The 22,379-nt window shown below is 63.7% G+C and carries 20 protein-coding genes; 12 read left to right on the top strand and 8 right to left on the bottom strand.

Annotated features, from left to right (window positions below):
* The first annotated feature begins 1 nt into the window (after position 1).
* From ACSKT0_RS21065 to ACSKT0_RS21055, 3 genes are all read left to right on the top strand, one after another.
* Complete coding sequence (locus ACSKT0_RS21065) at positions 2 to 1,201, top strand: ROK family protein (protein ID WP_437771462.1); 1,200 nt, start codon at positions 2 to 4, stop codon at positions 1,199 to 1,201.
* A gap of 27 nt (positions 1,202 to 1,228) precedes the next feature.
* Entirely contained in the window at positions 1,229 to 2,002 is a 774-nt protein-coding gene (locus ACSKT0_RS21060; protein ID WP_437771461.1) for a copper homeostasis protein CutC, read from the top strand.
* 61 nt (positions 2,003 to 2,063) lie between these two features.
* Complete coding sequence (locus ACSKT0_RS21055; RefSeq protein WP_059389433.1) at positions 2,064 to 2,366, top strand: DUF4193 domain-containing protein; 303 nt, start codon at positions 2,064 to 2,066, stop codon at positions 2,364 to 2,366.
* Positions 2,367 to 2,420: 54 nt separating this feature from the next.
* Here the strand turns inward: ACSKT0_RS21055 and ACSKT0_RS21050 are convergent, their stop codons facing one another.
* Positions 2,421 to 3,926, bottom strand: coding sequence for a CYTH and CHAD domain-containing protein (locus tag ACSKT0_RS21050; protein ID WP_437771460.1), 1,506 nt, complete (start codon positions 3,924 to 3,926; stop codon positions 2,421 to 2,423).
* 191 nt (positions 3,927 to 4,117) lie between these two features.
* Between ACSKT0_RS21050 and ACSKT0_RS21045 the strand changes: the two genes are divergently transcribed.
* The 3 genes from ACSKT0_RS21045 (at position 4,118) to ACSKT0_RS21035 (ending at position 5,898) form a co-directional block, all read left to right on the top strand.
* A complete protein-coding gene (locus ACSKT0_RS21045) occupies positions 4,118 to 4,786 on the top strand; it encodes an alpha/beta fold hydrolase (protein ID WP_437771459.1) in 669 nt (222 codons plus the stop codon).
* Between the two features lie 205 nt (positions 4,787 to 4,991).
* Positions 4,992 to 5,486 (top strand): ester cyclase, encoded by a 495-nt coding sequence (locus tag ACSKT0_RS21040; protein WP_437771458.1) that lies wholly within the window; start codon positions 4,992 to 4,994, stop codon positions 5,484 to 5,486.
* A gap of 112 nt (positions 5,487 to 5,598) precedes the next feature.
* Entirely contained in the window at positions 5,599 to 5,898 is a 300-nt protein-coding gene (locus ACSKT0_RS21035; protein ID WP_437771457.1) for a hypothetical protein, read from the top strand.
* Between the two features lie 132 nt (positions 5,899 to 6,030).
* Here the strand turns inward: ACSKT0_RS21035 and ACSKT0_RS21030 are convergent, their stop codons facing one another.
* From ACSKT0_RS21030 to ACSKT0_RS21020, 3 genes are all read right to left on the bottom strand, one after another.
* Positions 6,031 to 6,372 carry a hypothetical protein gene (locus tag ACSKT0_RS21030; RefSeq protein ID WP_437771456.1) on the bottom strand — a complete coding sequence of 114 codons (342 nt, stop codon included), beginning with the start codon at positions 6,370 to 6,372 and terminating at the stop codon, positions 6,031 to 6,033.
* 173 nt (positions 6,373 to 6,545) lie between these two features.
* Entirely contained in the window at positions 6,546 to 8,255 is a 1,710-nt protein-coding gene (locus ACSKT0_RS21025) for an alkaline phosphatase family protein (protein ID WP_437771455.1), read from the bottom strand.
* Between the two features lie 220 nt (positions 8,256 to 8,475).
* Positions 8,476 to 10,650, bottom strand: a complete 2,175-nt coding sequence (locus ACSKT0_RS21020; RefSeq protein ID WP_437771454.1) for a transglycosylase domain-containing protein — start codon at positions 10,648 to 10,650, stop codon at positions 8,476 to 8,478.
* 205 nt (positions 10,651 to 10,855) lie between these two features.
* On the opposite strand from ACSKT0_RS21020, the gene ACSKT0_RS21015 reads away from it, so the two are divergent.
* The 4 genes from ACSKT0_RS21015 (at position 10,856) to ACSKT0_RS21000 (ending at position 14,704) form a co-directional block, all read left to right on the top strand.
* Entirely contained in the window at positions 10,856 to 11,128 is a 273-nt protein-coding gene (locus tag ACSKT0_RS21015) for a hypothetical protein (protein ID WP_437771453.1), read from the top strand.
* Positions 11,129 to 11,218: 90 nt separating this feature from the next.
* Complete coding sequence (locus tag ACSKT0_RS21010; RefSeq protein WP_437771452.1) at positions 11,219 to 12,151, top strand: threonine/serine dehydratase; 933 nt, start codon at positions 11,219 to 11,221, stop codon at positions 12,149 to 12,151.
* A 115-nt stretch (positions 12,152 to 12,266) separates the two neighbouring features.
* Complete coding sequence (locus ACSKT0_RS21005; RefSeq protein ID WP_437771451.1) at positions 12,267 to 12,833, top strand: adenylate kinase; 567 nt, start codon at positions 12,267 to 12,269, stop codon at positions 12,831 to 12,833.
* Between the two features lie 41 nt (positions 12,834 to 12,874).
* Positions 12,875 to 14,704, top strand: coding sequence for a glycoside hydrolase family 15 protein (locus ACSKT0_RS21000; protein ID WP_437774089.1), 1,830 nt, complete (start codon positions 12,875 to 12,877; stop codon positions 14,702 to 14,704).
* Here ACSKT0_RS21000 and ACSKT0_RS20995 read toward each other — a convergent pair.
* Entirely contained in the window at positions 14,690 to 17,299 is a 2,610-nt protein-coding gene (locus ACSKT0_RS20995) for a bifunctional lysylphosphatidylglycerol flippase/synthetase MprF (protein ID WP_437771450.1), read from the bottom strand. The two genes, ACSKT0_RS21000 and ACSKT0_RS20995, sit on opposite strands and share 15 nt — an antisense overlap.
* 430 nt (positions 17,300 to 17,729) lie before the next feature.
* Here ACSKT0_RS20995 and ACSKT0_RS20990 point away from each other — a divergent pair, with 430 nt between their 5' ends.
* Together ACSKT0_RS20990 and ACSKT0_RS20985 are read left to right on the top strand one after the other, a co-directional pair.
* The gene (locus ACSKT0_RS20990) at positions 17,730 to 18,371 is read left to right on the top strand and encodes an SGNH/GDSL hydrolase family protein (protein WP_437771449.1); all 642 of its coding nucleotides are present in this window, start codon (positions 17,730 to 17,732) and stop codon (positions 18,369 to 18,371) included.
* Positions 18,372 to 18,446: 75 nt separating this feature from the next.
* Entirely contained in the window at positions 18,447 to 18,692 is a 246-nt protein-coding gene (locus tag ACSKT0_RS20985) for a hypothetical protein (RefSeq protein WP_437771448.1), read from the top strand.
* A 178-nt stretch (positions 18,693 to 18,870) separates the two neighbouring features.
* Here ACSKT0_RS20985 and ACSKT0_RS20980 read toward each other — a convergent pair whose 3' ends face one another.
* The 3 genes from ACSKT0_RS20980 to ACSKT0_RS20970 all read right to left on the bottom strand — a co-directional run bounded on the left by ACSKT0_RS20980 (position 18,871) and on the right by ACSKT0_RS20970 (position 22,377).
* A complete protein-coding gene (locus ACSKT0_RS20980) occupies positions 18,871 to 20,085 on the bottom strand; it encodes a serine hydrolase domain-containing protein (RefSeq protein ID WP_437771447.1) in 1,215 nt (404 codons plus the stop codon).
* 200 nt (positions 20,086 to 20,285) lie between these two features.
* Complete coding sequence (locus ACSKT0_RS20975; protein ID WP_437771446.1) at positions 20,286 to 21,098, bottom strand: bifunctional allantoicase/(S)-ureidoglycine aminohydrolase; 813 nt, start codon at positions 21,096 to 21,098, stop codon at positions 20,286 to 20,288.
* A 10-nt stretch (positions 21,099 to 21,108) separates the two neighbouring features.
* Positions 21,109 to 22,377: a DUF6986 family protein gene (locus tag ACSKT0_RS20970; RefSeq protein WP_437771445.1), complete on the bottom strand. Its 1,269-nt coding sequence runs from the start codon at positions 22,375 to 22,377 to the stop codon at positions 21,109 to 21,111.
* Between the last annotated feature and the right edge of the window lie 2 nt (positions 22,378 to 22,379).

The raw sequence follows: 22,379 nt of genomic DNA, 5'->3' as shown, positions 1-22,379 counted from the left end.
TTTGGGTTACAAGCCTTCCTACGCCAAGACCGTGAAAAGAACCGGCCCCCGGGACATCGCGCTGACCGAATACTCCTCCAGCATCCTGTCCATGATCGCCAGCGGCCGGGCGAGGTCCCGCGCCGACCTCGCCCGCACCCTGAACCTTGCCCCGTCCACCATCACCATCAAGGTGAACGAGCTGATGGAAGCCGGGCTCATCAGCGAGAGCGGTTCGGGTTCGGCGACCGGAGGCCGGAGGCCTACCCTCCTGGAACTGGTCCCGGACGCGGGCTTCATCCTGGCGGCGGACTTGGGCGCCCATCATTTGTGGGTCGGCAGGCTCAACCTCTCCGGCAATCTGCTTGTCTCCGAAATCAGGACCATCGACATCAACGACGGCCCCAAAGTGGTTCTGCCGCAGGCCGCGGCGATGATGCGTGACCTGAGCGATCCGGCCGTCGACCCTCCGCTGCGCGGGGTAGGGATGTCCTTGCCCGGTCCGGTCAACTTTGCCTTGGGTGCGCTCGACTCGCCGTCCAGGATGCGCGGCTGGCACGAATTCAAAGTCCGGAATTGGCTTGCCGAGGAATTCGGGACTTTGGCGGTTGTGGACAACGACGCCAACATGATGGCTTTGGGTGAGCACACGCTGCGCCAGCGGGAATCACCCGATTCCAAGGTCCGGCAGAACACGCTGTTCCTCAAAGCAGGTGCCGCGATCGGCTGCGGTCTCATCATTGACGGGCAGGTCTACCGGGGCTCCACCGGCGCTGCCGGAGACATCGCCCACGTGCAGATCCCGGCCGCGGGCGACGCGCCATGCTCTTGCGGCAACCGCGGCTGCCTCGAGACGGTGGCCAGCGGGTCCGCCATCATCCGTGACCTGGCCGCCGTCGGGATCGATGCAGCGGACGTCAACGACATTGTCCGGCAGGTCAACAACGGTGATCCGCACACCACAACGCGAGTCCGTACTGCCGGCCGGATTCTGGGGCAAACCCTCAGCATTGTGGTGAATTTCGTGAACCCGGACGTGGTGGTGCTGGGCGGCGGACTTTCGCAATTGGAGCCGTATGTCGCCGCTGTGCGCTCGCAGCTATACGAAAGCTGCCATCCGCTCGCCACCAAGAACATCGTGATCGAAGCCTCGCTCGCCGGTTCGCAGGCAGGCCTTCTCGGCGCAGGACAGCTTTGCCTGCGCACCGTGCTTGCCTCGTGAACATTCGGCCCGTCCAACCGGAGAACCATGAAAATTGAGATATGCGTCCAGGACCTGGACGGTGTTCGCTGTGCCATCGAAGCCGGCGCGGACCGCGTCGAACTCTGTTCAGCACTTGAGACCGGCGGCCTCACCCCGAGCGCCGGCCTAGTTGAAGCAGCCGCCGGGCTCGCGCTCGACGCCGGTCGCCAGGATTTCGTCCACGTGCTTATCCGCCCGCGGCCGGGCGGTTTTATCTATACACCGGGTGAAATCGAGGTCATGAGGCGGGATGTCCGGCAGTCGCTTGCCCTCGGCGCTGACGGGGTGGTCGTCGGACTGCTGACCGCTTCAGGCGGCGTCGACGTCGCGGGCGCTGAAGCGCTGATCGATGCGGCGGGCGGGACCTTCGTCACGTTCCACCGTGCGGTGGATGCGGCCCGGGATCCGCTTCAAGCCGTGGACGACGCCGCCCGGCTGGGTGCGCGGCGCATTCTCACCTCGGGCGCAGCCCGGGCCGCCGGCAACGGTATTGACATGCTCAAACGCATGGTCGCTGCCCTACCCAGTGAGGTTGCCGTCATGGCCGGCGGCGGTGTCACTGAGCAGGCTGTTCCTGCGCTTTTGGCCGCGGGAATCCGTGACATACACTTCTCAGGCCGTAAGCTCATGGTCGATTCCGCCCCGTCCGGACCAGGCGGCGGGGATGGGATACGCTCAGTCACGCATCCGGCGACAGTGGAGCGGATGGTCAGGGCAATGCGCACCGCGAAAGCTGACATGACGATCGGGCCACGATTTTCGCCACTATGTGGGGAATAGCAGCTGCATGGTGTATGTTGCACATTCGCCAGCAAATATACAAGAGAAGAGATAACACCAGGTGGCAACCGATTACGACGAACTCCGCTCCGACGTCGCGGAATCCCAAAGCACGTCACTTCAGGCCCTGCAGTCTGCCAATGCTCCGGACGCTCGCAGCGTTGTGCGGGAGCTGGACGAAGCCGATGCTTTTGAAGGCAATGAGGTACCAGGTGGCGAATTCGTAGCTGAGGAACTGATCATTGCGGTCGTTCCCCAGAAGGAAGACGAGTTCACGTGCTACTCGTGTTTCCTCGTCCGTCACCGCTCCCAGATTGCCCGTGAAAAGAACGGCCACGCGTACTGCGTGGAGTGCGAAGGCTGATTCTCTGAGGCCCAGCCCCGTCCCTCAGACTTGCGTCCCACACTGTTGCGTTCATCACAGGGGATTCAGGCGCTTCTTCTTGGCGAGCTTTTCATAGCGGGCCCAGGAGTCCGCGGCTCGCTGCTCTTCGGCAGCGAGCAGGGGGCCATAAGGCGAGTTGTCCTCCACCGATCCGCCGGCATCGTTCGCGAGGCGGAGCAGCACCGAACGGCTTACGACGCTGTCCTGGTGCTCTCCTAGGATCTTCTGGAACTCACGGGCGTCACGGACCAGGCGCACGGCTGGCTTCCCATGGACGTCTTGCAACGCTTCGGCTGCATGGCGCAGCCGTTTGGCGTCTTTGCGGACCTGATGCAAGGCCGTGTCGTTTTCGACGCCGGTGTGCCGGACCGCTGCCTTCTGGGACCGGCGTAACCGGTTGATCGCTTTGTTGGCCAGCTTGGCGGTGACGGGACGGGCCTTCTTCCCGGCACGAGTCCTCGCGGGGGGCGAGTCGCGGAAATCCTCAAGCGCTCCCAGGAGCCGGAAATAGCGTTTCGTTCCCAAAGAACGGAGCATCTCGCGATACCCGGAGTTGAAGGCGGCCTCGAGTTCGTCATTGATCTTGGTGGCAGCTGGAGCCGGTACCAAGCCGTCGGGCTGCTCATTCAAGAGTTCCCCGATCCGGTCGCGCAGCACCTCGGCATCGCGGGCCTTGCCCAGGACCTTGGTCAGCCATTTCAGTTCGGTCTTGAGGTGGTCCGCGGCGTCGGCGTCGAAGAGCTTGCCGTAGGCGGACAAAGTCGAGCGGAGCCTGCGGGTAGCCGAGCGCATGCCGTGAACGGCGTTGTCGGCGCCTTGCCGGACCCCGGAGTCCAGCGCGGTGATTTCGGCAATCTGCGCGGCTATGTAGGCAACTACTGCGTCTCCCGCAGAACCCTTCGGTCGGGCTTTCGGTGGCGCCGGCACGGCGGCTGGCCAAGCGGTTCCGAATGCGCGGGCCAGCTTGGAAGCGTGCCCTGAGGGGGTTGCGCCGGTCCCTGACAAGACGCGCTCCGCACTCTCAAACAGGGCTTCATCGCCGTGGACCAGCTCTATTTCCCATTCCCGCCATTTCCTCTCCATCTGCACTGGGTGCAAGGTCTCGGCTGTCACGTGGTCATCCGCGAAGTCGGCAAGGGTGACGTCCTCGCTTCCGTGCAGCCGGTGCACAGTGCGGCGGGTATGGATCCGCGCCACGGGCCTGAGTTCATCGCCGCGGGTGAACACGAGGACCTTCTCTGCCAGTTCCTCTGGAACGGACTCAGGCTGCCCCAGCGGCGCCTGTATCTCCACGCGTGTGCCCCGGTCTGCCGGTAGTTTCAGATGCCAGCCTGAATCGGTGCCGCCGGTTCGGCGCCGCAAGGTGATGCGGTGTTTGGCAAGGATGAGGCCGTCCGTGTCGAAGTAGACGGCCTCGAGTTGATGATCTGCTGGGTCAGCGACTTGATCGACGCCGGCAATGTCCCCGAACGCGGGAAGGGGTGTTTCCAAGTCAGCGTCATACTTGCGTTCTGTTTCCACGGATTCCTGGGTCGACATGTCGTTTCCCGTCCTTCTCGTAGCTTGACCGCACCTATAGGCATCCTCCCACCAGGCCTCCGGCAGGGAAAGACCGGGCCAAGGTATCTCCAGCGGCTCCCTTGCGGGCGCGGGGATGTGGGGAAGAATGTGGGCATGACTTCGACGCCGAGCCTTGGTCCGTTTGTTGATGATTTCTCCGGGGATGCCTCGTGAACTCGTTCGTGCTGGTGCCCGGAGCAGGTGGCTCAGCCTGGTATTGGAGCCGCGTCGTCCCCCTCTTGCAGGAGGCAGGCCATGATGCCGTAGCCGTTGATCTGCCGGGAGACGACGAAAGTGCGGGCCTGCCCGAGTACGCATGCTTGGTTGGGGCGGCAATCAGTGGCCGAACCGACGTCGTGCTTGTTGCGCAATCGCTTGGCGGTTTCACGGCGCCCATGGTGGGCACCCGGCCCGGCGTCGCGGAGATCGTGTTCGTCAACGCGATGATTCCCAACCCGGGTGAGACCCCTGGTGCATGGTGGGACAACACGGGCTGGGAGGACGCACGCAAGAGCGCTGCCGCGGCCGGCGGCTACAGCGAAGAGTTCGATGTGAACGAGTACTTCCTTCATGACGTTCCGCCGGAGGTGGCGGCCGAGGGGGAACCGCACCAGCGGCCCGAGGCGAACGCAGTCTTCGCGTCGCGCTGCGAATTCATGGAGTGGCCTGCCGTGCCCATCAGAGTGCTCAGCGGCGAGGGGGACCGGTTCTTCCCGCTTGGGTTCCAACGCAGGGTAGCCCGCGATCGCCTCGGGCTTGAACCGGATGTCCTCCCCGGCGGGCATCTCCTTGGGCTGTCGAATCCGGCTGGGGTTGCGGACTACCTCTTGGGTCGATGAACTTTTGCGATCCCGGGCGTCCGATTCCCTAGACCGGAATCGGCCCAGGCCCTAAGATCACTCTGACGGCACCAGCCCTGCGCTGATCGATGTCCGTCGCGGTCTCACCCTTAAGCGTGAGCGCCGGGTCCGTTCCGCGACTCTTGGGTCTTCGAACGGGCCCGGTCGACCTCCGCCTAACCACCTATCTGGAGGAGGCCTTCCTATGAGTGAAGCCAACAAGGACCTGGTGCGGCGCCACTTCGAGGAAATCTGGAACCAGAGGCAACTGGACGTTTGTGGCCAGATCATGGCCGATTCATACATCGAACACGCCCGGGCTCCCTTCGGGACTACAGAGCCGGGCGCCGTCGTCGGACCCCAAGCGATGCGCGAAACCGTGCAGTGGCTACTTGCCCAGTTTCCCGACATCACCATGACGATCGAGGCGATTGCCGCGGACGGCGACACGGTGGCCGTCCGCGTCTTGTCGGAAGGCACCAACCTCGGGCGCCTTAATGGGCGCGGTCCTGCCACCGGCAAACGCATGTCCGCGCGTCAATCGCACTGGTTCAGGATCGAGGACGGCAAGCTCGCTGAGCATTGGGCCACTCGTGATGACCTCACGGCGATGCTTCAGCTTGGGGTCATCAAGCAGCCCGGTCCGCCGAAAATCGTGGCGATGATCCGGCGACTGGCAGGCCGCGGAATCGGAACATGACCCCAGCGCCTTCGCCGCCCCGACTCAATTCCCGATAGTTAGAGAGTAATTACTCGTAGATGGTGACTGCGGCCCGCCAACGGAGGATGCTTGATTGTTGGGAGGGAAAATCATGACACGAGATGTGACTCATTTCGAGCGCCTTTCGGCGTGGACCGAAAACGACATGAAGCCAGCCGTCGGCAAGCTGCTGCGCGGTGATGGTTTGCCTGCCGATACCCGGGAAAGCAACCATCCCTCGCCCTTGGATTTCCAGATCCCTGACGAACTGGACCGCGCCTTGGAGTCGGCTTCGCAAACGCTCAGTCTCACGCCCAGCGAGATCTTGCGCGAGGCACTGTCCGAATGGCTGGGGAGCCACGGACAGCCAGCCACGGGCCACCATCCGTTCGGGAAGCACAGCGCGCTGTAGAGCCTAATGAGGCGCTGAATGCCGGGCGCTGCGCTGAATGCCTGACGCAGCCGGAATTCCCTGGGCGACAGGTATTTGGCGCGTCGCAAAGGAGGCGGCGTCCTAGGCGAGGGTCGGGAATGTAAACCGGCTTTAGCCGCCGCAGTACTTGCTGTAATTGGTGCCCGCGTTCTGGTAATCGTTCTTCATGGCATCGAGCTTCGCGGTATCCGGTTTGTCCTTCGAGGACTCGTCCAGGTAGTCCACAAGCGTCTTCAGGGTGGGCTTCAGCTCATCCGAGGACACGGCTTCGATCGGGCGGAGCTGGTTGGCTACGCGGATGGTTCCCGTTTTGTCCGTGGTGTTCGTGGGGTTCGAGATGACGGTCTTGACCCGGCTGCAGGTGTCCGCGGTGCTCAGCTGCTGCGGTGCCGAGCAGGCTGAAGCGGAGAGGAGGAGCCCGGCCGCGAGCAGGGTTGTGGTGATTTTCTTCATGGTTCCCTCAGTAGTTGCTGACGTTTGATTGTAAGCAGACGGGGCGTGGCGCCCAATGCAGGCATAGGCAGCGGAACGGTCCTTTTCGTACAGCCCAGGCTTGGATGAGTACAAGGGAGGGGCCCCACGGCCGTCCGGCCGTGGAACCCCTCCAGTGTTCGAAGCGCGCTGGATCAGCGCTGCGGGAGGGTTTTGGTCCCCTCGATCTGAACGGCCTGCAGCTTGTTCGGATCCAGGCCAAGGGTCTTCAGGATGGTCGGCGCAATCTGCGTCGTCTCGACCGCCGTGGTCACGGTCCGGGCGTGTTCGTCATTGGCCCCGGAGATCACGAGCGGCACATCGCGGTCGTCCGCGCTGGCTCCGCCGTGTTCGGCGATCTTGGACTTGCCGCCGGTGTAAACAACGCCGGTCTGGGCGATCCCCAGGATGTCCGGGTAGCGTGCATCGCTGGTTTGGGTGCCGAAGTAGTTTGCAACTTCGCTGCCCGCATAGACCTTGCTCAACCCCGAGGTCGTCACGGTCTTGGCAGCTCCGTTGATGTCGTTCCCGGCGGCACTGTGCGTTGCGAGGTAGTCCTTGGCAAACTGCGCTGCGGCCTGCGAGTGGTCCGAAAGCCACAGCTGCATGATGTCGTCGTCGGTGGAGAACGCCACGAGGTCTGCGGAGCCGGGGTGGGCCGACTTCCATGCTGCGTTCAGGCCGTCGATGATGGCGCTGTCAGGCACCCTCGTCAGCGTCGAAGCGTCCATCGGCGATTGCCCGTGCTTGGCAGAAAGGATCACCGTGGTGTCCTTTGCATGGCCGGACGTCTCTAGCGCGGACTCGAATTTACCCACGGAAGCGTTGACGAAGTCCAGGGCTTTGCTCAAGAGCGGCCCTGGAACGGTGCCGCCCTGGAGGTAACCGCCAGTGAGGCCGTCCGACGTCGGGAGCTTCTGTGCCGTCGAGACCGTCTGGAAGTTCATCCCGAAGATGCCCGGGACTGCCGCCGTCTGGGTCCCGGAGTGGTCCTTGCCGCCGATTTCGTTGAGCACGGCCTGGACCTTGTAGCCGTCATACTGCTGGGTCGCTGCGTTGTCCTTGGTCCAGTCGTCAGTGAACGGAGCGGGGGCCTTGCTGTTGATCTCAGGGGTGAACAGGTCATCCAGGCCCTTGCCGGAGGGGCCGTTCAGGATCTCGTAGGCCGGGTGCTTGCCCGACCACGCGGTGGTCAGGCCGGCGCTCTTCGCCACCTCGAAAACCGTGTTCACCTTCAAGTACTGGTGAGGGTAGACCGGCTTGCACGTGGCCGGGTCAACGGGGAGCGCGGCCGGGTCGAGGAGTGCACCGGGCTGTCCCGTCATGTTCAGGATGCTCGCCGGAAGCCCGGGCAGGCCCTGGCCGGCGTCGAGGGCGTTCCGGTTCTTGTCGGCGGCTTCGGTGAAGGCCACTTCGGCGCCGGGCGCAGTGTTCTTGCAGTCCGTTGTGCCTGCCGGCAGGAGTGCGCGGTTGAAGGTGTCGTCGTAGTAGACGCCGGTGGTCCCGGGATTTCCACCGGTCAGCTGGCCGACCATGCCAGGGAAGGAGTCTGAAGGCACGGGGGTCTGGGCGTGCGTGTAGCTGGTCCCGTGGTTGACCAGCGACGCCAGTGCCGACGTCGGGTGGTTCTTCACGTACAAATCCAGGTCCTTCTGGTGGAGGCCGTCCACCGAAAGCAGCAGGACGTGCTTCGACGTTTCGCCCTGGCCGCCCTGGCCCTTGCTGTCTGATCCTTGCTGGCCCTGGACGTCCTGGCCGCCGCGGGAAGCGTCGTCGGCCATCGCCGGCGCCACCGCGGATCCGGCCATCAGGACGGCCCCCAGGACCGCTGCTGTGGCAAGCCCGTTTTTCTTGGCTATCTTCATCAAAATAAGACCCTTCGCTATTGCGTTCTTATCGATCGAGAATGCGTCCCCGGATGATTCTTGCTGTGGCGAGGGGATCCGTCCCGCCGATTGGGCATCACCGCGGAAACGTTCACGATAGGTTCAATTGCGGGTAGCCCAACTCTTCCGAAACTCACAGGAAATCCGCATACCCCGTGGCGGCCGGGGGTACGCGGCTACATGAGAGGAATTCTGAAACTCAGCGGGTAGGACTCGGCGTGGGCGTTCCCGCCATGGACGGGGGCGGCGCCGGGAAGGCTGCCGCCGGGTACAGTCCGGCGACCTGCGTCATGTAGTTGGCCCATTGCGGGCCAGCCAGCATGTAGCCGTCGATGGCCGTGTAGAACTTGCCGTTGATGGTGACGTTCTGTCCGGGCCGGCTCTGTCCTGCCATGGTGTCGCCGAAGAAAGACGCCGTGGCGAGCCCGGTGGTGAATCCGACCACCCAGGTGGAGCCGTTGCTGTTGTTCGTTCCCGTTTTTGCCGCGGTAGGCAACAGGTCCTGGACCTTCGGTTGAATGTAGATGCCGGACCCCCGTTTTAGGACGTCCTGGAGCACGGAGTCGACGCCGCGGGCAACCTCGGGCTTGATGGCCGGGCGGCATGAAGTGGCTTGGGCGGGCAGCTTCCCGCCGGATGGATCCGTGATGCCCACAATGGCGATCGGCGCGCAGTACGTGCCGTCGTTGGCGAAAGTGGCAAAGGCATCGGCCATCACCAGGGGTGATATTTCGGTGCCGCCGAGGAGATTGCCCAATTGGTGCGTGTTCACGGGTGCGTTGTCCACGCCACTGTGGAGACCCACCGCATCCACCACCTTCTGGATGCCGCAGAAGTCCAGTTGGGCTGCCTCGGCAAACGTTGCGGTGTTGATGGAGTTGTAGAGCCCGTAGTTGACGGGCATTTGGCGGTAGTAGCCCTCGTCGTTGTTGCGGAGATCATCAGCCGTGCCAAGGCCGGCGATTTTCTGGGCCGTGCTGTAGCCGCCGAGTACCTTCCCGCAGCTGTCCCTCCAAGGGAATCCGAGTGGATAGACCCTCCGCGACGCGTCCACCACTGTAGTCAAGGACTTGCCCTCGTTGAGCCACTCAGTGAAAGTGAACGGCTTCATGGCGGAACCTGGCTGGAAGCCTCCGGCTCCGTTGAGATCATTGCCGTTGACGTCCACGGAATCAACGTTGAAATTGAGCTGGGTATCGAATTTGCCGGGCGCGGACAGGAAAACCGTGTTCTGTGCCATGGCCAGGATCTTGCCCGTGCCGGGCTGCACCGAGACCAAGGAGGCGCCCCATTTGTCCGGGTTTGCCCCTGCCGTGGCATCGACCTGCTGCTGTGCCACTGCCTGCAGTCGGCTGTCCAAGGTGGTTGCGATCGTCAGCCCGCCGCGGTACAGAAGCTGTTCCCGGTCCGTGACGTTGGCACCGTATACAGGGTCGTTGAGGATGAGGTGGGAGATGTAGTCGCAGAAATACACGGCCATGTCTGCTGCTGCGCAGCCTTGCTTCCCAGGGGTGATGTTGAGCTTGATGGGAGTGGCGACGGCCGCTGCATACGCTGCCTGTTGGATCTTGTGCTGCGCGAGCATGTCGGACAGCACAAGGTTGCGCCGTTGGATGGAGTTGTCCGGATGGACGGAGGGGTCGAAGTAGCTGGGACTGTTGACCAGGCCGGCGAGAAGTGCGGCCTGTGGAAGGCTGAGGTCCTTGGCGGAAACGCTGAAGAAGTGCTGCGCCGCCGCTTCGATGCCGTACGCGTCCCTGTTGAAGAACACGATATTGAGGTAGCCCTCCAGGATCTGGTCCTTCGTGAATTTCTTCTCGAGTTCGACGGCGAGCTTCATCTCCCGCACCTTGTCACCCAGGGTTTTCTGGCCGCTCAACACCACTTGTCCGGTCTGGCCTGCCGCCAAACGGGACTCGTTGAGTACGTTGGTCACGTACTGCTGGGTGAGGGTCGACGCACCCTCGTTGGTGCCCTTGGTGAAATTGGAGGCCAATGCCCTGAGGATCCCCTGGGGATCGATGCCGCCGTGCTCGTAGAAGCGGTTGTCCTCGACGGCTACAATCGCGTCCTTGATGTAGGGCGACATCTGGTCCAGGCTGACCCGGACACGGTTCTCCGCATAAAAGGTGGCGATCGTCTTTCCGTCTGCGCTGAGCACTTTGGTCGACTGCGACGGCGAGTTGACCACCAGGTCACCCGGGAGGTTGTCGAAGTACTGGATCGAACCGCTGACGGCCATCCCGGCCGACGCCACACCGGGGACTACTAGCCCGGCGGCCAAGACGCCACAAACAGCACTCACCAGGAAGAATCCGAAGATCCTTCGCAGGACCCTGGCCAAACCACTTTTCGGGTTGTTTTTCCGAGCCATTTTTCCAGCTATCAACCGTGCGTGTTTTCAGATTACGCCGCCATTCCACCCGTCACATAGGCCCCTAAGTCCGTGGCGACGCGGCACCCGCGGTTATGTTCGTCACTTCGCCCGCGCGCTGACCGTGTCCGGCGTTTTTCCGGATGCATACTGAAGTTATTCGGGTGCGGTGATGGAAGGCAGGTGGCAGCCAGTGGAGACACTGATGGCTGTTGTGAGGAGCGAGTACTTTCCGGCGGGAGCAGTGCTCTTGGGCGTGGTTTTGTTCTGGACGATCGGCTTGCTCGGCGGGTTGTCCTGGTTGAGCGGGGCGCAGCAGCCCTTAGCCATCCTGACGTGGATGATTTTCATCTACGGCGTCGTCGTGCTCTCTCCGCTCGCCGGAATCTGGGCCGCAGTGGACCTTGCCCGCCGGTGGTGGCGGAACCGCCAGGCACGCCGGCAGCAGCTCGGAACGGCCGACGTCGAGTCCCTCTAGCCCACCGCCGCCTGGCGGCGCGGGCCTACGTAGGCGATAGCCTGAGTCTTAGCCCTGCACTTGCTCTGACCGCACGGAACGAGGACTTCCATGATCACACGCGTCGACGTCGACGAAGCTGCCGCCCGGATTGCGGGGAGGATCCGCCGCACCCCCGTTTTCGAAGCGGATGCCGGAACGGTGCCCGGACAATTGTGGTTCAAATGCGAGTTCATGCAGCACACGGGGACGTTCAAGGCGAGGGGTGCCTTCAACCGCGTGCTCGCCGCGCGGGAGCGCGGTGAGCTGAAGGACGATGTTGGAATCGTCGTCGCCTCGGGAGGCAACGCGGGCCTGGCGAATGCCTATGCCGCGGCGCAGCTCGGTGTGCCGGCGACCGTTTTTGTCCCCGAAACCGCACCCGCCGTCAAGGTCAAGAAACTCAAGGCCAGCGGAGCCACGGTGGTCCAGCGCGGAACCGAGTACGCCGAAGCGTTTGAGGCCGCCCTCGACTACGCCGCGGAAACCGGTGCAGTCTATTGCCACGCCTACGATCAAGCCGAAATCGCCGCTGGCGCCGGCACCGTCGGCTCGGAACTCCTGGAACAACTGGGCCGGATAGACACCGTGGTGGTGGCCGTAGGAGGCGGCGGGCTCATGGCGGGAATCGCGGCCGCCGTCGAAGGCCACGCCAGGGTTGTCGGCGTCGAGCCGGACAATGCTCCCACCCTCTATTCGGCCCTCGCTGCGGGCGCACCCGTTGACGTAGCCGTCTCCGGGATCGCCGCAGATTCCCTGGGCGCCCGGCAGATCGGCCGGATCGGCTTCGAGGTGGCCGTCCGCACCGGCGTCCGGACGGTCCTGGTGTCCGACGACGACATCGCCGCGGCGCGCGCCCTGCTCTGGGAGCAGTACCGGATTGTCGTGGAACATGGCGCAGCCGCCGCTTTCGCGGCCGTGAACTCCGGAGCGTATGTTCCGGCAGAAGGGGAACGGGTGGCCGTGATCCTCTGCGGCGCCAACACCGACCCCGCGACGGTCTGAAGCAGCCAGCCGCAGCCCTGCCGCGAGCGCTCCACAGTTGCTAAGCTCGAGCCACAACGCCGGGGCACGCAAAACCGCTTCACGAACGGACAGGTGACACTTGCGATTGATCATCATGGGGCCTCCTGGCTCGGGCAAAGGTACCCAGGCTGAGCACATCGCCGGTCATTTCGGCATACCTGCCATTTCCACGGGAGACATCTTTCGCGCACACGTCGGGGGCAAGACAGAACTCGGAGCCGAAGCCAGCAAGTACATGGACAGCGGCGAGTTCGTCCCGGATCACGTCACGAATGCCATGGTCCGTCAGCGGCTTGGCAACGCCGATGTCCTGGCAGGATTCCTCCTGGACGGATATCCCCGAACGACGGCGCAGATCGAGGCACTGGACGGCATTTTGGCCGGCAACCGGCAGCAGCTCGATGCCGTCGTCGAACTAACGGTCGATGACGACCAGCTCGTCGCGCGGATGCTCCTCAGGGCGCAGGAACAGGGCCGAAGCGATGACACGGCACCGGTGATCCGGCGTCGCCTGGAGCTTTACCGCAACGAGACACAGGCCGTGGTCGAGCGATACTCCGAGCGCGGAATCGTGCTCGCCGTGGATGGTTCCGGCCGGCGGGAAGAGATCACGGCCAAGGCCATAGCCGCCATCGAATCAGCACTAGGGAAGGGACTGTGAACGGTCAACCGTCTACCGGCCAAAGAATCGAAGACTATGCAATGATCGGGGACCTGCACACCGCAGCCCTGGTCAGCACGGCGGGCTCCATAGACTGGCTGTGCCTCCCGCGTTTCGATTCGCCCGCATGCTTCGCCGCGCTCCTGGATTCCCCCCAAGCAGGGCGCTGGCTCCTGGCACCTGAAACCGGGGGAATCTGCACGCGCCGCCAGTACCGGGACGGAACGCTCATCCTGGAAACGGAGTGGGAAACCAAGGAAGGGCACGTCCGGGTCATCGACTTCATGCCGCCGCGCGACGCCGTCGCGGACATCGTGCGCGTGGTGGAAGGGATCCGCGGGACGGTCAAGATGCGCGGAGAACTGATCCTGAGGTTCGACTATGGACACGTGGTGCCCTGGGTGCGCCGCGATAGGCACGGCCTCCGCGCCGTTGCCGGTCCGGACTCCGTCTACCTCAAGACCCCGGCGCCGTTGGTAGGCAAGGACTTCACCACGGTCAGCGAGTTCACGGTGAACGCCGGTGACCACATCCCCTTCGTCCTGACTTGGGCACCCAGCCACGAACGGCGGCCCCGCACCGTCGAGGCAGATATCGCCCTTGACGACACGGCAACATTCTGGACGGATTGGTCCAAGCGTTGCAACGTCCGGGGACCCTACAGGAAAGCCGTTCAGCGTTCCTTGATCACGCTGAAGGCCCTCACCTATGCGCCTACCGGGGGCATCGTTGCCGCCGCCACAACCTCGCTCCCCGAACAGATCGGCGGGCCGCGGAACTGGGACTACCGCTATTGCTGGCTGCGTGATGCCACGTTGACCCTTCAAGCCTTCCTCGCCGCGGGCTACACCGAGGAGGCAAGCGCGTGGCGGGATTGGCTACTTCGCGCAGTGGCCGGTGACCCTGCCGACCTCCAGATCATGTACAGCCTGCACGGTCGCCGGCGATTGCCCGAGACGGAGCTGACGTGGCTTTCCGGATACCAGGGTTCGAAGCCGGTGCGCATCGGGAATGCGGCAGCGGAGCAGCTCCAGCTGGACGTCTGGGGGGAAGTCCTTGATTGCCTGTCCCTGACCCGGGCATCGCTGATGTCTGTTGGCGATGAGTCGTGGGCTATCCAGACCGCCTTGATGCGCCACCTCGAGAGCACCTGGGACAAACCGGACAACGGGCTCTGGGAAGTACGCGGCCCGCGGCGCCACTTCGTGCACTCAAAGGTGATGGCCTGGGTCGCGGCTGACCGCATGGTCCGCGGAATCCGTGAATCCGGGATGCCCGGTCCGCTAGATCGCTGGGAGGCTTTGCGGGACACCATCCATGACGAAGTCATGACCCACGGATTCGACGCGGACCGCAATACTTTCGTCCAGTCCTATGGGAGCAAGGAGCTGGACGCAAGCCTTCTCCTCATCCCCAAAGTGGGCTTCCTGCCGCACGACGATCCGCGCGTGATCGGCACCATTGACGCTATCCAGCGTGAGTTGACGGAAGACGGCTTTGTGCTGCGCTACCGTCCACAAGACAGCGACGACGGACTGCCGGGCGGGGAGGGCGTCTTCCTTGCGTGTTCCTTCTGGATGGTCGACGCCCTCTTGGGCGCGGGGCGCCGGGCAGAGGCGACAGCCCTCTTCGAGAGGCTCCTGGCCCTGCGCAATGACGTGGGCCTCTTGAGCGAAGAATGGGACGCACATGCGGGCCGCCAACTCGGCAATACGCCCCAGGCTTTCAGCCATTTCGGCCTGGTGCTAAGTGCTTTGCAACTTCACCACGGCAAAGCACACCACAGCAATGTCCCGATCGGCGGGGTCCCGACGTCGGGCTCCCCGTCGGAGTCGTCAGAGACGTCGTCGTCGGCCTCAGGGGCCGCTTAGACCTGACGTTCCGGAGCGCTTTGGCCAGCGGAAGATCCGGCCTGCCAAGGCCAGCCCCGCTCCTAGGTTGAGCATTGGCAGGTAGGCCCGCGCCACTGCGGTCCCGACGGCAGGCAGGGAAGCGGCGTCCGGGTAGAGCATGTAGAGCGGCTCGTACCGGGGCTGGAATTTTGCCTTGAATGCCAAGAGGGACCTGAACCCGTACACGGGTTCCAAAGTCGCCCCCAACCAGTCGAGCAAGCGGTCGAGGCTGCCCGGAGGCCGGGATCGTCGCCTTGGGAGCGGCATCTCGGAAGGATCCTCTTCGACCCGGGCCAGGGGCGCTCCGGAGAGGCTCACGAATTCGCATCCTTCATCCTTGAGGCTGAGGGCCGCGGAAGCGATCAGGAATTCGATGCTGGCACGGAAGCCGCCGCTACGGCGACGCATGAAATCGAGGGTCCAGCCCACGATGTGCCCGTTGCGGTATACGGGCAACCAGGACGTGACTGCGTGGACTGTGTGGCGCTGGTCGATTGCAAGCAGGCAGCGCACCTCGGGGTCGTCGAGTTCGTCGAGGCTGCCCAAGGTAAAGCCCATTTCGGGCATGTTCCTGTCTGCCACCCACTCTTCGGAGATTTCCTCGATTTGGACCTGGACCGAGAAAGGAGCCGAGGCGTAACTCGTCCATTCGTAGCGGATGCCCGCCTTCGCGGCATTGTTCAACGCCGTACGGATGTCCTGGAACTTCTTTCCCTTGAAGGAGACCGAATGCAATGGCAGGACCGTCTCCTGGGCTACTTGTGCAGAGCTCCATCCGGAGGAATCCGCGTGGTCGCGCAATTCCTGGGGTACGGAGTAGAAACACGGCGTCCACCCGTTGCCCCTGCAGTAGCGGGCAAATTCTTCGAAGACATTGGTCGTCTCGGATTTGGGTCCCACCGGGCCGCCCAGCGTGAGCGCAACCCCCGTGCTGACGCGGTAAGCAACAAAGGAGCGCCCCGAAGCGGAGAACCAGTACATATTTCCCGGCCAAGTCGTCATCCAGGACAGCGAGCTTCCCTCCCATGTCTTGATGACCTTCCGGGCACGCTCCGTACTGGCGTCGTGCCGGGTGTGGGCCTGGTGGAGGAAGGTCCTGAAGATCAGAACACCCGCGACCGCCCAAAAGACGACCCCGACGCCTTCGTATACGAGAACGGCGGCCGTGCCTTGGGGGAATATGGCCGGGGGCACATCCAGGACGAAGCCCAGCGGAAGGAACCGGTCAGGGACATCCGCCAGTAGATCCGGCAGCCCTGGTACCGGGGAGAATTCCTGCGCGAGCAAGAGCCCTGCGCCGACATAGACGACACTGAGCACAGCCGCTATTGCAAGTACCCGCACAGCGAGGCGTCTGTACGTCCCTTTCGGCGCTTGGACATGAAACAGCCGCCTGGTCGCGAGCAGAATAATGGTCAGCGCGAGGGGCAGAAGCAGCGGCAAGGCCAGGGTGAACGGCTGCGAGGAAGCCGATCCTTCGATTGCGACAATCCCCTCGCTCGCGCCGGTAGCCGAAGCAGTCGGCTGCAAGACTCCGGCCAGAGCAATTCCGGCCAGGACGGAAAGGCCTAACTGGATCAAAAGGGTCCCCACCCAGGCAAAGCGCCGTCCGCGCCGGAGGCCCTCCGCAAGCAACAGCAGGAGGAAGGACGGAAGGATGGCCATGAAGATTCCGCCGGCACCGGCGCGCAACTGCAGCTGCGCGACGGCGCAGTCTTTCGCTTGCGCCGGATCCGAGCACACGCCCTGGAGCGTTTGGGGATCGACGGGCTGGATGTTGGTAAACAGGAAACGCAGGATGGACAACGGTCCTACCGCATGCGGTATGAGGCCGGCGACTACCGGACCGATCGCCGATGCGGCAATGAGCAGCGAGAGCAGCACCCGGCCTTCGTGCCGGGAACTGACCGGGCGCGCAAACCGCGGCCGCCGGCCCATCAGCAGCGGCCCGAGGACCGTGCCCGCACCTGCGGCGCCGAGCCTGACCAAGTCCGCAAACCCTCCGCTGTACAGGGCCAGGAGGAGCAACAAGGCGAAGGCGACAAGCCGGATCCGGCGCCTCCACAAGGTCGCCATGGACGCAGTACCCGCCATGGCGGTACCGATGATGAACGCACTAGGACCCACGAAAAGGTGGCTCCCTATCTCCGCTGTCCAGCTGCCGAGCAACCCCTGGGCCAAGGCAAGGAATCCAAGGGCAATGCCAACGCCCAGAATCTGGGTGGAGACCGCGGCGATTGCGTACGCCCGCCGTCCCATTCGGCGTTCCAACGGAACACCCAGCAGCAGCACCAATGCAGTTTCCAGAACATAGCCCGTCAGGTCCCTGGCCCAGAAGGCGGAGGTCACAGCGGCCCACCAGTGATCAGGTATCGAGCGGGGCGTAAGGGCGAAATTGAGCCGCAATTGCGCATCCGGCCCCGTGGCGAGGCTGGAGGTCAGCGCTCCCAATCCCCAGAAGACGATGACAAAACCCAACGTGAGCTGCGCTGAGCGCAGTCTTCCCGTCCATGATCGCCGCAAGCGGACATCGGGGACAGCTTGGGTTTCCGGCTCGGGCGCCGGTGCGTGCACGGGGTTCCTCTCTGTGCGTCGGAAGGATGGGGCTGCGAAATGAAATTCTTCCACACCGGCCGTCCGGCGAGGATAATTCCCACCCCGCCGTGACCTTCCCCGTCCCGATCCAATAGACTCCGACGTAGGCAGGCTGTCGGCTCGTTCCGCCACCGGTCTGTGAGCAATGGAAAGTTGCTTCTACAACGCCTAAACGAACAGAAAGCAAGCCCGGGACAGGTCGATGGACAAATCTCGCATATTCCGCTCCGCTGCATCCGTGATCGCCGCCGGAGTCCTTTTGGCAGGCTGTTCACAGGCGCCCGCTCAACCGAGCGACTCATCCAGCGGAAGGCAGACAGCGGCACCCGTTGCCCCCTCGGGGAGTCCAGCAGCAGCGGGCCAAGGTCCCAAGAAACCTGATTCCGGTCAGGATCCGTCAAAGCTTCCTGTGGGGTCCTTGTACAAGAACCCCAGCAACAACCGGAACGAAATCATCCTCGCGGACGTCCGGCACACCGCCGTCCTCATTGGGGACTCCCAGGCCCAGCCTGAGGGATCTTGGCCACGGGCAGCCCTGGGCTCCATCGGCTACAAGGTGTACACAGTTGGCCGCGGAGGCACGGGCTTCGTAGCCGCCACGAGCGACACTGGCAACTACATCGACGCGCTGCAACGCGGAGACTGGGTACTCCCCTACGGGACACCACCCCTGATCGTGGTCCAAGGCGGAGGCAACGACGCCGCCCGCAAAGTGAGTGATGAACAGATCACGAGCAATGCCAACAGGCTCATCGCAGCCCTCAGAAAGAGGTATCCGCTGGCGAAGATCGCGATGATAGGAACCCTCGCCAAGGGCGCCGACGCTGGCGGGGGCCGCCGTACGCAGGTTGACACACTGCTGGGCGACATCGCGGCAAAGGCCGGAGCGACATTCTTTAGCGTTGGGGACTGGATCACCAAATATCACGTGGAGGGCGATCTCGTGGACGGTGTGCACTTGAACCCGGCCGGGCACGCCAAGCTCGGCGGTGTCCTGGCCGCGGATATGGCCGCGGCGGGACTCCGCCTGCCCCCGGACACCGCCAACTGACCCGTCCCAAAGGTCATGAACCCTGCGCCAAGATTGAAGCTGGCAGAAGTCCGCGCGGCGGAGAACAATTGATTTATGGTCAGCTATTCAGCCCTTGAACAAGCGTCCAGCAAGAATCCGCATGACTGGGGCCGGGCGATGGCAACGGCGATGGCGAAGCTCCTGGATGCGGCTCGCATTGACGGACGGCATTTTGAACACGAGTTCCTCTATGGCGAGGAACTGCGCATGAGGATCGACGAAAACAACGGCGGAGCCACGGTCAAGCTCACGTGGACGCCAGCGGACCAGGAACCCGAACAAAAGGGAACCGCGGAGTGAGCGCGTCCTTGTCGCTCCGAGCTTGAGCTGAAGCGGGGCTATTCCTTTGCGATGGGCTCTCCGCCGTCATCGGCATGGTCCAACCCAAGCTGGGCCAGCCTTGTCAGCGTTCCGAAGTCCTCGATGAATTTCCCCGGTTCTTCATCCATGCACAGTCCCTAGCAGGATGCGTCGCGACTCAGCAGAGCCCGTTCAAGGCGGCGATGGCCACCTGCAGGAGTTGCCCGAACTCCGGCTGCCCGCTGCCGTCCGTCGACTCGATGTGTTTGTCCGTGTCGGATGGATAGGCGAAGCTCATGGCTATCTGGCGGCTCCCGTCGGTAGTGGTCAACGCGATGCTGGCAAACCAGGTGCTGCCGCCGTAGCCGTAGTAGAAGCCGTTCGTGCATTCGTCATTCCAACGCTGCAGCCCAAGTCCGTGGTTCTCCTGCCACAGGGTTTGCATGTCGCGGAGGGTATCCGCTGTGAGTAGCCTGCCTTGCATGAGCGCTGCATAGAACGTGTTGATATCGCCCACGGTGGAGATGACTCCCTCTGCGGGAGAAGCGACGAGATACTCCGGCTGCGAGGCATTGATGCGCTCGCCGTCGATGAATTCATAGCTCTGGATCATGTCGCGCGCATCCCGGTCCGGCTCGGCCGCCAGTGAGGTGTGGCTCATTCCGAGCGGTACGAAGATATCTGACTTCAGGACATCCCCGATCGGCCGGCCTCGGAGTTTCTGCACGATCGCGGCCAAGGCGAAATAGTTGGCGTCCGAGTAGCGGAAGAGCTGGAAGTTTGCGTGCGCCCACGGTACGGTCCCGGCCATCCGGAGGTAGTCCTCGATGCCGAACCTCGTGTCGATGGCTTGTTTGGTCGGCATGGCCTTCAAGATGGCCTCCGGGGCGCCGGGCAGGCCGGAGCTGTGGTTCAACAGGGAACGCACCGTGACTGGACCCGGCGGATGGACGAGCTGCTCGAATTCCGGGAAGTACTCCGTGACGGGGTCCTCAAGGCCCAGCTTTCCTTCCTGGACCAGCTTGAGCACCGAGACTGCCACCATCGACTGTGTGATGCCGCCGGCCTGGATCCGGTCATTCACGGCAACCGGTTCGCCGGTCTCGACGTCTTGGCTCCCGTAGGCCTGGGACCATTCCCGGCCCCGGACTTTGATCTGGACGACAACGGCCGGCGCGCCCCGGTTGAGCATTTCATGCGCGAAGAAGTCCGCAACAGGGGATTCCGGAAGTGCTGCTTGCGAATCGGACGACGAGCTGCCCGCCGGGGGTTCACTTGTCAGAGGGTAGGTGCAAGCGCCGGATGCCAAGGTCAAAGCCAGGACGACGGCTGCCCGTACTCGCCGGGAAGACCGGGATACGCGGGAAGTCCGAGAGGCCCGCGCAGCCTCCATTGCTGCCTCCTGAAGCTACGATGCAGGGCAACGGCTGGCGGCCTTGCCCCCGTAGTTTCGATCGTCCTCTTCCGAAGCGAGGGGGTCAACGCTGAGAACGCGGTTGCCCCCCAAACCCAACTAACTCGCAGTTGTTGTCGTTATGAGCGCTCATAACGACGTTAACTGCGAGTCAGTTGGGGTAGCCGGGAGGGGAACCCCTAGGTTAGCTTGACCTGACGGTTGACGTCCTTGTAGAGCAGGTAGCGGAACGGGCCCGGGCCGCCGGCGTAGCAGGCCTGCGGGCAGAAGGCGCGCAGCCACATGAAGTCGCCAGCCTCCACTTCGACCCAGTCATTGTTGAGCAGGTACATGCCCTTGCCCTCCAGGACGTACAGGCCGTGTTCCATGACGTGGGTTTCCGGGAACGGGATGACCCCGCCGGGCTGGAACGTCACGATGTTCACGTGCATGTCGTGGGCCAGGTCGTTGGGGTCCGCGAAGCGGGTGGTTGCCCAGACGCCGTTGACGTCCGGCATTTCGCCCGCTTCGACCTCGTCGTCACTCGTGACAAAGGACTTGGCTTCGTAGCCCTCAAGGCGCTCATAGGCCTTGCGGATCCAGTGGAAAGAGACGATCTCATCCGAGACGTTCTCCAAGCCCCAATTGGAACCGGCAGCCAGGTAGGCGTAGCCGCCCTCCTCGAGCTGGTGCAGTTCGCCGTCGAGGGTCAGGTTGACCTTGCCCTTGGTGACGAAGATGACGCCTTCGACGCCTGCCTCGAACTCGGCCTTGGGAGCGCCGCCACCCGGGCCGATCTCAACGATCAACTGGGAGAACGTGGTGGCGAATCCGGAGATCGGGCGGGCGATGATCCAGGAACGCGTGTTGGAGAAACCAGGCAGGTTGCTGGTCACGATATCGGTCAGCACGCCCTTGGGGATGACAGTGTAGGCCTCGGTCACGATCGCGCGTTCGGTGGTGAGGTGGGTCTGCGGCGGCAGGCCGCCCTGGGGATAGTAGTACTTGCCCATCATTGGATCCTTACTTGGAGGTGGTGTGTGCGAGCCGCGGATGCGCCAGTGCAGTCAGCCGGGGGATTTCGACGCCGGCAAGCGCCAGCACTTCTTCGGAACCCACCGCTCCACACTGGACGCCGCGCAGGACGAAGGCGGCCAGGGCGCGGGCGGTGGCGGGTTCGTCCATGACGCCGCCTTCCGTGCGCTCCACATAGTTGCGGAGGCGGGCCGCGGCAGCCGGCAGGCCCTCGCGGTAGAAGGCATACGTTGCCGCGAACCGGCTCGGCAACTGCGCAGCGTGCAGGTCCCAGCCCTGGTAATAGCCGCGTTCAAGGGAGCGGCGGACCAAACGGCCGTGCAGCTTCCACGCGTTTTCCACGTTGTCGCCCAACGGGATGATGTTGGTGGAGCCGTCGGAGAGCCGGATGCCCGTTCCCGCAACGGCCAGTTGCATGACTTCCTTGGCGAAATCCGCCACCGGGTGCTCCATGGATTGGTACTCCGCCGAGATCTGCAACGAAGCGGAGTAGTCGTACGTACCGTAATGCAATGCGCTGATCCGGCCCGGAACTGCGTGTGGAAGCCGGGCCACGGGGGAGGTCCCCTCCGGACCGAGGATCAGTTGCGGCGTCTCTACCTGGACTTCGAAACGGAGCCGGCCCGCTGGAAGGGAGTGGATCTCTTCGAGCCGGGAGACCGCGAAGTCCATTGCCTGAACCTGGGCCACCGTGGTGACTTTCGGCAGGGTCAGGATAAGGCCCTCGGGCAGCTCCCCGGCGGAGGCCAAGGTGGACACGAAAAGGTCCAGGGTCTTCAATCCACGTGCCCGGGTGGGGGCCTCGAGGCACTTGAACCGGATGCCGATGAACGGCGGGGCGGAACCCGCGGAAACGGCTTCGCTGACAGCCTGGGCCGCCGCTACCGCCGCGACGTCCTCGGCGTCGTCGCCGCGGTCGCCGTAGCCGTCCTCGAAGTCGAGGCGCAAGTCCTCGATCGGTTCGCGGTTCAACTTGGCAGCAACACGGGTGGCGACGGCGGCGGCCAGTTTGGGGTCCTGGCCCAGCAGCGTACCGAGCCTTTCGAGACCGCCGTGGGCCTCCGCCGTCGTGATCGCCTGGGCGCCCCATTCAGCGGAGAGCGACGGCGTGAAACGGTCCGCCGGGACATACACCGTGTGTACGGGCTGGCGGGTGCCGTCGTCGCCTGGGTAGTTGCGTTCCAGCAGCTGGTCGGTGGCGGCCAGCTGGGAGTCGATGGCGGCGAAATCGGCCGCAGAGAAAGAAGAAGCGGCCATTC

Origin of the sequence: Arthrobacter sp. KNU40, from assembly GCF_051515115.1 — a bacterium.
GTDB lineage: Bacteria > Actinomycetota > Actinomycetes > Actinomycetales > Micrococcaceae > Arthrobacter.
Note: the sequence above shows the minus strand (reverse complement) of the source record. Positions and strands in the feature narration are given on the sequence as shown.

What these genes read in the sequence shown, in the direction of transcription:
- ACSKT0_RS21060 (WP_437771461.1), top strand. Translation starts at nt 1,229, where the DNA reads ATGAAAATTGAGATATGCGTCCAGGACCTGGACGGTGTTCGCTGTGCC.
- ACSKT0_RS21050 (WP_437771460.1), bottom strand. Translation starts at nt 3,926, where the DNA reads ATGTCGACCCAGGAATCCGTGGAAACAGAACGCAAGTATGACGCTGAC.
- ACSKT0_RS21040 (WP_437771458.1), top strand. Translation starts at nt 4,992, where the DNA reads ATGAGTGAAGCCAACAAGGACCTGGTGCGGCGCCACTTCGAGGAAATC.
- ACSKT0_RS21035 (WP_437771457.1), top strand. Translation starts at nt 5,599, where the DNA reads ATGACACGAGATGTGACTCATTTCGAGCGCCTTTCGGCGTGGACCGAA.
- ACSKT0_RS21030 (WP_437771456.1), bottom strand. Translation starts at nt 6,372, where the DNA reads ATGAAGAAAATCACCACAACCCTGCTCGCGGCCGGGCTCCTCCTCTCC.
- ACSKT0_RS21025 (WP_437771455.1), bottom strand. Translation starts at nt 8,255, where the DNA reads ATGAAGATAGCCAAGAAAAACGGGCTTGCCACAGCAGCGGTCCTGGGG.
- ACSKT0_RS21020 (WP_437771454.1), bottom strand. Translation starts at nt 10,650, where the DNA reads ATGGCTCGGAAAAACAACCCGAAAAGTGGTTTGGCCAGGGTCCTGCGA.
- ACSKT0_RS21015 (WP_437771453.1), top strand. Translation starts at nt 10,856, where the DNA reads ATGGCTGTTGTGAGGAGCGAGTACTTTCCGGCGGGAGCAGTGCTCTTG.
- ACSKT0_RS21010 (WP_437771452.1), top strand. Translation starts at nt 11,219, where the DNA reads ATGATCACACGCGTCGACGTCGACGAAGCTGCCGCCCGGATTGCGGGG.
- ACSKT0_RS21005 (WP_437771451.1), top strand. Translation starts at nt 12,267, where the DNA reads ATGGGGCCTCCTGGCTCGGGCAAAGGTACCCAGGCTGAGCACATCGCC.
- ACSKT0_RS21000 (WP_437774089.1), top strand. Translation starts at nt 12,875, where the DNA reads ATGATCGGGGACCTGCACACCGCAGCCCTGGTCAGCACGGCGGGCTCC.
- ACSKT0_RS20985 (WP_437771448.1), top strand. Translation starts at nt 18,447, where the DNA reads ATGGTCAGCTATTCAGCCCTTGAACAAGCGTCCAGCAAGAATCCGCAT.
- ACSKT0_RS20980 (WP_437771447.1), bottom strand. Translation starts at nt 20,085, where the DNA reads ATGGAGGCTGCGCGGGCCTCTCGGACTTCCCGCGTATCCCGGTCTTCC.
- ACSKT0_RS20975 (WP_437771446.1), bottom strand. Translation starts at nt 21,098, where the DNA reads ATGGGCAAGTACTACTATCCCCAGGGCGGCCTGCCGCCGCAGACCCAC.
- ACSKT0_RS20970 (WP_437771445.1), bottom strand. Translation starts at nt 22,377, where the DNA reads ATGGCCGCTTCTTCTTTCTCTGCGGCCGATTTCGCCGCCATCGACTCC.